The sequence below is a fragment of the Deltaproteobacteria bacterium genome (assembly GCA_005879535.1).
Taxonomy (GTDB): Bacteria; Myxococcota; Myxococcia; order Myxococcales; family 40CM-4-68-19; genus 40CM-4-68-19.
Genome location: VBKI01000028.1, coordinates 1 through 10,291, shown reverse-complemented (window position 1 = coordinate 10,291; position 10,291 = coordinate 1). Strand labels below are relative to the sequence as shown.

Sequence of the window (10,291 nt, the reverse complement as noted above, 5' to 3'; positions counted from 1 at the left end):
TGCGCCGCGCGCTCTAGACGCAGCCCGATCAGGGCGTCGAGGCGGACGGCTTTGCTCCCGGGACCGCCGGCGCGATCGAGACCGGCCCCAGGTTGAGCTTCTCCAGCGCTTCCTTGCTCTGCGCGACCGGACCCACGATCACCACCGGCCAACGCGCGGGCGTTACCCACTTCGTCACCACCCGCTTCACCTCCACCCGCGACACCTTGCCGACCCTGTCCGCATACGTCCTGTAGTAGTCGAGCGGGAGTCCGAGGGAAACGAGATTGCCCATCGCCGCGGACACCGAATCATTCGTCTCCAGCGCCGCCGGTAGCCCCCGGATCAGCGCCTCCTTCGCCGCCGCCAGCTCCGCATCGGACACCTGGCCGTTCGAGAAGGTGCGCAGCTCGCTCTCATACTCGGCGACGGCCTCGACCGTGTTCTTCGCCACGATCCCGCCGCGCGCGGCGAACGACCCGCTCCGGCGCATGAGGGAAACCGACGAATTCACGCCATAGCTGTACCCGTGCTTCTCACGCAGGTTCATGTTCAGCCGGCTGGTGAAGAGCCCGCCCAGCGTGAGGTTGGCGACGCGCATGGGGATGGCGTCGGGATCGGTCGCCTTGAACAGCCGTCCGATCACCCACACCTGCGCTTGCGTGGTGCCCGGCTTCTCCAGCGCGACGATCGCGCGCCGGTTGAGCTTCGGGAACGGCGGAAGCGACAAAGCGGGCACGCGGTGTGGCTTCCAGGAAGCGAACTTCTCCTCCAGCAGCCGCACGATCTCGGCGGGCTTCACGTCGCCGGCCACCGAGATGACCGCGTCGTTCGGGACCCACCACTTCGCGTGGAACGCGGCGAGGTCCGCGGCGGTGATCGACCCGACCGATTCGGGAGTTCCTCCCGCGGGCTGCCCCCACGGGTGCCTGTCGCCGTAGAGGATGCGCGAGGCCTGATCCGCTGCGAGTGCCCCCGGGCTCGCCTTCTTCTGCTCGAGCGCGGTCAGCTTCAGGATGCGAACCCGCTCCACGTCTTCCTGCCGGAAGGCGGGATTCTCCACCACGTCGGCGAGCAGCTCCAGGGCCTTGGGCAGCGTCTCGGTGAGGCAGTTCAGGTTGACGCTCGCCGTCTCCAGCGACGCGCCGGCGCCGAGGTGCGCGGCGAGGTCCTCGATCTCCTCCGCCAGCTTCTGCGCCGGCCGCTTCTTCGTGCCCTCGTCCACCATGTCGGCGACGAATTCCGCGAGCCCTGGCTTGTCCTTCGGATCCGCATCGACTCCGTGGAGGAAGCGGACGCCGATGGCGACCAGCGGGACGGCGTGGTTCTCGACGATCAGGACGCGAGCGCCGTTCTTGAGCTTTCGCTCGATGGGCACCGGCGGATCGAAGTGCGGCTGCTGCGCGAGCGGGGGTGGGGCCTGAACGCGAAAGGCTGCGTCCGGCATCAGCGGCGCTTCCGACGCTGCGTTCGGCGACCCCTGCGCCGTCTCGGCTGCGGGTGGCGGTGCCGCCGGCTCGGGCGCCTTTTGTGGCGGTTTTCCGACCTGGACTGGAACTCCGCCGTCGGATTGGGCCGCAGGCGCTTGCGCCGCCAGCGGAGCAGGCTGCGCTTCGCTGGGGGCGGCTCCCTGCTGCGCGGCCGACTTCGTCTCCTGGCGCGATCCGCTGCAAGCGGCAACGAGCGCCGCGACCATGATGGCGCGTCTCACCGCTCCGCTCCTTCGGCGCTCGCCGTCCGCTTCGCGGCCGGGACGACGTCCAGCTCGATGCGCTCGTTGGGGATGAGGAACTTGTTCGCATAGGCCTGCGCCGCGGCCGGCGTCACCGCCCGATAGCGGGCGAGATCGCGGGCGAGGTATCCGGGGTCGCCGAGATACGTCTGATAATGATTGAGCAGGTCGGCCTTGCCGCCGAAGCCGCCAATCCGTTCGACCGTGCGCACCTGGTTGGCGATGATGTTTCGCTGGGCACGCTCGACCTCCTCCTTCGTCGGCGCCTGTTGCTGCAGCTCGACCACGATCTGATCGACCACCGGACGGATCTCATCGATGGTATGCCCGCGGGCCGCGGTGACGGTGACCTGGAACCAGCCGCCCAGCCCGTAGCTGCCGTTACCGGCGCTCACTCCGGACGCAAGGTGCCGCTCGAAGACCAGCGCCTTGTAGAGACGCGACGTCCTCCCGGAGCCGAGCACGTCCGCGAGGACGTCGCCGGCGGGCTCCTCGTCGGTGTACAGGCGCACGCCTTTCCAGACGAGGATCAGCCGCGGCAGCTCGGCGAGCTTGTCCTCGACGGTCTCCTTGATCATCCGCCCGACGTTGGCCTGCGGAATGTCAGGCCGCTTGACCGCGGGCCCGCCCGGAATCGGACCGAAATACTTCTCGACGAGCTCCCGCGCCACCTTGGGATCGAAGTCGCCGACGATCGCGAGCGAGGCGTTCTGCGGCCCGTACCAGGTGCGGAAGAACTGCCGGACATCCGCCGCGGAAGCCGCCTGGATGTCGGCGATGTCGCCGATGACGCATTCGTAATAGGGGTGAGGTTTGGGGAAGAGCAGATCGCAGACGCGCAGGCCGGCGAGGCCGTAGGGCCGGTTCTCGTAGCTCTGCCGCTTCTCGTTGGAGACCACGTCGCGCTGCGTCCGCAGCTTCTGCTCGTCCAGCGTGTCGAGCAGGTACCCCATGCGGTCGGATTCCACCCAGAGCGCGGCCGCGAGCTGGTTGGAAGGCACGACCTCGAAATAGTTCGTCCGGTCGAAGTTCGTGGTGCCGTTCATTCCCGAGGCGCCGATGCTCTCCAGCACCTGGAACGGCGAAGGCTGCACGTGCCTCGAGCCCGAGAACATCATGTGCTCGAAGAGGTGCGCGAACCCGCTCTTGCCCGGCGTCTGGTTGGCGGCGCCGACGTGGTACCAGATGTCCGCTGCCACCTGGGGGAGGCGGTGATCCTCGCTGAGGATGACCGTCAGCCCGTTTTGCAGCTGGTACTTCTCGAACTTGATGTCGGGGTCCGCGGCGCGCGCGCCAAAGGCGAGCGCCAGGCAACCGATCGCGGCGATCCTGCGCATGGACGGCCTCCGGCGCGCTTGCCTAACCCGCGCGGCGCGGGGCGGCAAGGCGCGAATTCGAGTACTGCGGATCGTGGGTGACTTCCTCCGCGAGCCACGATGGCCGCTCGAAGCTCTCCCGCTCGTCCGCCAGCTCGATCTCGGCCAGCCAGAGATCGCGCTCGCGAAAGTGGTCGAGCTCGAAGCGCCCGAGCTTGCGCCGCACCTTGCGCAGGCTGCGCGAGCACATCCGCAGCAGGGCTTCCGCGTCCTCGTGGGGAATCGGGTAGTTGAACTCCGACCGGGACAAGAGACCGTTCCCCTTGACGGTCAACTCGGCGTGGCGGATCCCGTCGTGCGCGGTGACCAGCCTCACCCGCACCGTCGGATCCATGCCCAGGTAGCCCTGCTCCAGCTCGTCGCCCTCCGGCAGCTCCCTGGGGAGGAGGTCCTTGCTCACCAGAAACTTCCTCTCGATCTCTACGCCCATCGCGACCTCCTCATTTCAAGATCGGAATCACAGTCGAGCGTTCAACCACCTGCGGGCGTCTTCGATTTCCTCCGGGATCACCATGTGCTCCATCGGGTACTCGTGCCACTCGACGTCGAGGCCGAGCGCCTCGAGCGTAGCGCGTAGATCGCGGCCAAGCTCGATGGGCAGCAGGGGATCGTCCAGGCCGTGCGCGGCGAAGACGGGAAAACCCCGCAGCTTCTCCATGGGGGCATGGTCCTGGTCCTCGAGCGCGCGCGCCACGCCCGAGAACGACAGGACCCCCGCCGCCAGATCCGGCCGGAGCAACGCGACGCCCACTGCGATTCCCGCCCCCTGGCTGAACCCCAGCAGAAGCGGTCTGGGAGAAGTCGCGGCGATCTCCTCGACCGCGGCGGTCGCGCCGCGTACGGCGGCGCGAGCGGCGTCGGCATCGAACGTGATGCGGCCGCGCGCGTCCTGCTCCAGGTTGAACCAGGCGCGCATCGGCCCGCCGAGCGCGACGGATCCCTGCAGCGAAACCGCGCGCAGGCGCGGGTCGAGCGCGTGGGCGATGGGTAGCAGATCGCGCTCGTCGGCGCCGTAGCCGTGCAGGAGGATCAGCGTGCGCGAGAGCCCAGGCGCGCGCGGCGGCAACTCGATGGCGTTGAGCTTCACGCGTCAGCCGGCGCTGGCCTGCGGTTCCGCCGGCTCGATCGTGGGCGCCGCGACGATGCGGCCCGACAAGGAGGCGACGAGCACCCCCAGATCGGAAGGCTCCACCGGCTTGGCCACGTGCGCCTGGAACCCGGCTTCGATCGCACGCCGTACATCCTGGGGCGTGGCATAGGCGGTGAGCGCCGCGGCCGGGATGGCCGGGTCGATCTCGTGGACGCGGCGGATCAGCTCGTAGCCGTCGTCGCCGGGAAGGCCGATGTCCGAGAGGAGCACGTTGGGACGGCGCTCGCGGATCCGCGCGATGGCCTCATCCACGGTGCTCGCCAACCGCACGCTGGCCCCGCACTTGCCGAGCACGGCCGCGACCAGGTCGCGCGCGTCGATCTCGTCGTCGACCACGAGGACGTCGACACCCTCCAGCAGGGTCTCGGCGGAAACCAGTGTCCCGCGCCGCGCGACGGGTTCGGCCCCGGATCGCGCCGCCTCCGGTTCCACCTCGGGGGCGACGGCGCGCACCGGCATCGACACGGTGAAGCGCGCGCCCTGGTTTTCGCCTTCGGACTCCGCCCGGACCGTCCCGCCGTGCACTTCCACCAGATGGCGGACGATGGCGAGTCCGAGTCCGAGGCCTCCCTGGGAGCGCGTGCTGGAGCTGTCCGCCTGCCAGAATCGATCGAAGACGTGGTCGAGCGCATCGCGCGCGATCCCGATGCCGGTGTCCGCCACGCCGATGCGGACGTCGGATTGCACGCGCTCGATCCGCAGCTCCACCTTGCCGGACCTCTGCGTGAACTTGATCGCATTGGAGAGGAGGTTCCAGATCACCTGTTGCAGGCGGTCCGGATCGCCGCAGAATTCGGCCGACCCGGGCTGCAGATCGGCGACGAGCAGCACGCCCTTTGCCTCGGCGGCCGGCCGGACCGCGTCCAGGGCGGAGCGGGCGACTGTGTGCAGGTCCGTCTTGCGAATGTTGATGCGGAGCTTGCCGGCGATGATCCGCGAGACATCGAGGATGTCTTCCACCAGCTGCGTCTGCGCGCGGGCGTTGCGCTCGATGGTCTCCAGCACGCGGTTGAGCGCCTTCGGCTCCACCGCGCCCGTGCGCAGCATCCGCGTCCAGCCCAGGATGGCGTTCAAGGGCGTGCGCAGCTCGTGGGAGACGGTGGCGAGGAACTCGTCCTTGGTGCGGTTGGCGATCTCGGCCTGCCTGCGGGCCTCGCTCTCGCTGGCGAGCAGCGCCTTGTTCGCCTCCTCGATGCGCTTGTGCTGATCGATGTCCGTCGCCGTGCAGATGAAGCCGAGGATCCGCCCGCGCTCGTCGCGCTCGGGCACCAGCCGGCAGAGGTGCCAGCGCCATTGGCCGTCCTTGCGGCGCAGCCGTTGCTCGCGCTCCAAGGGCTGTCCCGAGCGGATGGCGCTCCCCACCGCCAGCCGGGCCTCCTCCATCTCCTCCTCGGGGATGGCGTCGAAGAAGGTGATGCCCGCTTCCTCGCCGGCGTATTCGCGCCAGACGCGGTTGCAGTAATAGATCTCGCCGTCGGCACGGGCGGCCCACACGCACTGGGGCATCGAGTCGGTGAGCGCCCGGAAGCGCAGCTCGCCCCGCTTCTCGACCGCGATCACCTCGGTCGCCCGGAGCATCGCCTCCTGCCGGCGGAGCAGCTCGGTCTTGCGCCAGAGATCCACGAAGACCGACACTTTCGCACGGAGGATCTCGGGATCGAACGGCTTGAGGAGGTAGTCGACCGCGCCCTCCTTGTAGCCGCGGAAGATGTACGCCGGGTCCTTGTGGATGGCGGTGAGGAAGATGATGGGGATGTGCCGGTTGCGCGGGCGCTCCTTGATCATCTTGGCGGTCTGGATGCCGTCGAGCCCCGGCATCTGCACGTCCATCAGGATGAGCGCGAAGTCGGTCTCCAGCAGCTGCCGCAAGGCCTCCTCGCCGGAATGCGCGTGGAGAAGCTCCTGACCCAGCGGATCGAGGATCGCATCGAGCGCCATCAGATTCGGCGGATGGTCGTCGACCATCAGGATGCGCGCCGCGGGCGCATCCGCCTCGATGGGGTGCCGGCCACCTCCGATTTTCACCGGCGGTGGCGGCAGGCTGATGACTTTCCTCTTCATGCGCGTGCCCAGAGACGGATCAGCTCCAGCAGCTTGTCGTTCTCCACGGGTTTGGGCAGGTAATCCGACGCTCCTGCCTGGATGCACTTCTCCCGATCCTCCTTCAGCGCCTTGGCGGTGATGGCGATGATGGGCAGCGCCTTGTGCGCGGGGTCGCTGCGAATCGCGCGCATCGTCTGGTAACCGTCCATCTCGGGCATCATCACGTCCATCAGCACCACGTCGACGTCGGGATTGCGCTCCAGCGCGGAAATGGCGTCCTTGCCGTTCTCCGCGTAGACCGCGTCGATCCCGTGGCTCTCCAGCACGCTGGTGAGGGCGAAGATGTTGCGCACGTCGTCGTCGACGATCAACACCTTCTTGCCCGCCACGCTCTCGCCCTCCTCGCGCTGGCTGCGCAGCAGCTCCCGGGCCTTCTCCGGCAACTTCTCCTCGACACGATGGAGGAAGAGAGCGGTGTCGCTGAGCAGTTTTTCCGGTGAGCTCGAGCCGCTCTTGAGGATCACCGACTCGGCGTACCGCTTCAGTCGCGCTTCCTCTTTCTGTGAGAGGTCCTTGCCGGTGTAGACCACGACCGGGATGTCCTGGAACTTCGGATTGGTCTTGATGTCCTCGAGGAGACGCGAGCCGTCCTCGTCGGGGAGCAGCAGGTCGAGGACCAGCGAGTCGAACCCGCCGCCTTCCAGTTGCTCCAGGGCCTCCTTGCCGCTGGTCACCGCGACGACCTCGACGTCCTCGCCCCGCAGCAGGTCGGCGATGCTGCGCTGTTGGACGACGTCGTCCTCGACCACCAGCAGCTTCTTCACCTTCTTGTTCACGAAGCCCGCGATGTGGTCGAAGGCGCCCTCCAACGCCTCCTTGCTCACCGGCTTTTCGAGATAGGCGAACGCGCCCATCGCTGCGCCCTTCCTGCTCTTCTCGACGATGGAGATGACGTGCACGGGGATATGCCGCGTGCGCGGGTTCCGCTTCAGGCGGTCCAGGACGCTCCAGCCGTCGACCACCGGAAGCTGGATGTCGAGGGTGATGGCGACGGGCTGCAGCTCGTTGGCCAGCGCGAGCCCGGTATCGCCGCGGGTGGCCACCACTGCCTTGAAGCCCTTCTCGCGTGCCATCCCCACCATGATCCGCGCGAACTTGAGATCGTCCTCGACGATCAGCAACACGCGGTCGCCTTCGCGCAGGTGCTCGCGATCGTCCTCAATTGGACGCGAGACCATCTCGTCGGCGACGCCGGACGCCAGCTCGGTAAGGAAATTGGCTGGCTTCGGACTCTCGGACTTCCGCGGCGGCGGCGCCTCGACGCCTTCTTCAGCCGGCTCCGTTTCGGCGATGCGGGCGCGGGTGCGCACGACGGTGTCGGACTCGACCTCCGCCTCGGCGGCGACGTACGTGTCGGGCAGGTAGAGGGTGAAGGTGCTGCCCTCGGCCGGCTCGCTCCGCACGTGGATCTCGCCGCCGAGCAGGCGGGTGATCTCGCGCGAAATGGAGAGCCCGAGCCCGGTTCCGCCGTACTTGCGGCTCGTGGTTCCGTCGGCCTGCTGGAACGCCTCGAAGATGATCTTCTGCTTGTTCCTCGGGATCCCGATGCCGGTGTCGATCACCGAGAACCGCAGGACCTTCGCGGCGCGCTGCAGCGTCTCGGACTCCAAATCCGTCCGGTCGTAGCTGGTGTCCATCACCAGCCGGACCTTGCCCTGGTCCGTGAACTTGAACGCGTTCGCCAGCAGGTTCTTGAGGACCTGCTGCAGGCGCTGCGGATCGGTCCGGATGGAGGTGGGAATGCCGGCGGCGATCTCCACCTCGAAGCGCAGACCCTTCTGCTCCGCCACCGGGCGGAACGTCCGCTCGAAGTAGTCGCGCAGGTCGGTCAGCGCGATGTCCCGCGGCTCGATCTGCATCTTGCCGGCTTCGACCTTGGACAGATCGAGGATCTCGTTGATCAGCGTGAGCAGGTCGCCGCCGCTGGCATAGATGGTCTTCGCGTACTCGACCTGCTTCTCGGAGAGGTTTGCGTCCTTGTTGTCGGCGAGCAGCTTGGCGAGGATCAACAGCGAGTTGAGCGGCGTGCGCAGCTCGTGGCTCATGTTCGCCAGGAACTCGCTCTTGTACTTCGAGATCAGCGAGAGCTGCTCCGCCTTCTCCTCGAGGCTGGCGCGGGCCAGCTCGACCTCGCGGTTCTTCACCTCGATGTTCGCGTTCTGCTCCTCGAGCTGCTTGGCTTTCTCTTCCAGCTCCAGCGCCTGCTTCCCCAGCGCCGAGTTGCTCCGCTTCAGCTCTTCCTGCTGGATGGTGAGCTCTTTCGACTGCGTCTGCAGCTCCTGCGTCAGGCCCTGCGACTGCTGCAGCAGCTCTTCCGTCCTCATGTTCGCGCCGATCATGTTGAGCACGACGCCGATCGACTCGGTGAGCTGGTCGAGGAAGATCTGGTGGATGGCGCCGAACGGGTTGAACGACGCCAGCTCGATCACCGCCTTCACCTCGCCCTCGAAGAGGACCGGCAGGACGATGATGTTCAGCGGTGGCGCCTCTCCCAGGCCCGAGCTGATCTGGATGTAGTCGGCGGGGACGCGGGTGAGCAGGATGGGCTTCTTCTCCAGCGCGCACTGGCCCACCAGGCCTTCGCCGACGCGGAAGCGGTTGGCCACGCTCTTGCGCTCCTTGTACGCGTAGGTCGCGACCAGCTTGAGCACCGGAGCGGCGCCGTCCTGATCGACCATGAAGAACGCACCGTGATGCGCGCTGACCAGCGGCGTGAGCTGGGACATGATCAGCCGCGAGACGGTGTCCAGGTTCTTCTGGCCCTGCATCATCGAGCTGAACTTCGCCAGGTTCGTCTTCAGCCAGTCCTGTTCCTGGTTCTTCTGCGTGGTCTCACGCAGGTTGACGATCATCTGGTTGATGTTGTCCTTCAGCTTCGCCACTTCGCCTTCGGCGCCGACGGTGATGGCACGAGTCAGGTCGCCCTTGGTCACCGCGGTCGCCACCTCGGAGATGGCGCGGATCTGCGTAGTCAGCGAGGCCGCCAGCTGGTTCACGTTGTCGGTGAGCTGGCGCCAGGTGCCCGTCGCGTTCGGGACCTTCGCCTGGCCGCCCAGCTGGCCTTCGATGCCGACCTCGCGCGCCACCCCGCTCACCTGCACGCCGAAGGTCGACAGCGTGTCGGTCATCGCGTTGATGGTCTCGGCGAGCGCGGCTACCTCCCCCTTGGCGTCCACGGTCAGCTTCTGGGAGAGATCGCCGTTCGCCACCGCGGTGACGACCTTGCTGATGCCGCGCACCTGGGCGGTGAGGTTGCGGGCCATGAAGTTCACGTTGTCGGTGAGCGCCTTCCACACGCCCGCCACTCCGGGGACTTCCGCCTGTCCGCCCAGCTTTCCTTCCGTGCCGACCTCGCGGGCCACGCGGGTGACTTCCGCGGCGAACGCGTTGAGCTGATCGACCATCGTGTTGATGGTTGCCTTCAGCTCCAGCACCTCGCCCTTCACGTCGACGGTGATCTTCTGCGACAGGTCTCCGTTGGCGACGGCGGTAGTGACCTTGGCGATGTTGCGGACCTGCGAGGTCAGATTCGCCGCCATGAAGTTCACGTTGTCGGTGAGGTCCTTCCAGACGCCGGACACGCCGCGGACGTCGGCCTGGCCGCCCAGCTTGCCGTCGGTGCCGACCTCGCGGGCGACGCGGGTGACCTCGCTGGCGAAGCTGCGCAGCTGGTCGACCATGGTGTTGATGGTGTCCTTCAGCTCGAGGATCTCGCCGCGGGCCTCGACGGAGATCTTCTGCGACAGATCGCCGTTCGCCACCGCCGTCGTCACCTTGGCGATGTTCCGCACCTGCTGGGTCAGGTTGCCGGCCAGCACGTTGACGTTGTCGGTGAGGTCCTTCCAGGTGCCGGCCACTCCGGGCACCTCGGCCTGGGCGCCCAGCTTGCCCTCCGTTCCTACCTGCTTGGCGACGCGCGTCACCTCCGAGGCAAAGGAACGGAGCTGATCC

The 10,291-nt window shown here is 67.4% G+C and carries 6 protein-coding genes; all 6 read right to left on the bottom strand.

The features are described 5' to 3' along the window. Positions 1-28: 28 nt before the first annotated feature. Positions 29-1,690 carry an insulinase family protein gene (locus E6J58_01330; GenBank protein TMB42739.1) on the bottom strand — a complete coding sequence of 554 codons (1,662 nt, stop codon included), beginning with the start codon at positions 1,688-1,690 and terminating at the stop codon, positions 29-31. Next, positions 1,687-3,048 (bottom strand): insulinase family protein, encoded by a 1,362-nt coding sequence (locus tag E6J58_01325; GenBank protein TMB42738.1) that lies wholly within the window; start codon positions 3,046-3,048, stop codon positions 1,687-1,689. Before E6J58_01325 ends, E6J58_01330 begins: the two co-directional genes overlap by 4 nt. 22 nt (positions 3,049-3,070) lie before the next feature. After that, complete coding sequence (locus E6J58_01320) at positions 3,071-3,517, bottom strand: adenylate cyclase (protein ID TMB42737.1); 447 nt, start codon at positions 3,515-3,517, stop codon at positions 3,071-3,073. Positions 3,518-3,544: 27 nt separating this feature from the next. After that, positions 3,545-4,174: a phospholipase gene (locus tag E6J58_01315; GenBank protein ID TMB42736.1), complete on the bottom strand. Its 630-nt coding sequence runs from the start codon at positions 4,172-4,174 to the stop codon at positions 3,545-3,547. A 3-nt stretch (positions 4,175-4,177) separates the two neighbouring features. Further along, positions 4,178-6,298: a response regulator gene (locus tag E6J58_01310; GenBank protein TMB42735.1), complete on the bottom strand. Its 2,121-nt coding sequence runs from the start codon at positions 6,296-6,298 to the stop codon at positions 4,178-4,180. Beyond that, on the bottom strand, positions 6,295-10,291 hold a 3,997-nt coding region (locus E6J58_01305; protein TMB42734.1), incomplete at its 5' end, for a response regulator. The genes E6J58_01305 and E6J58_01310, both read right to left, overlap by 4 nt.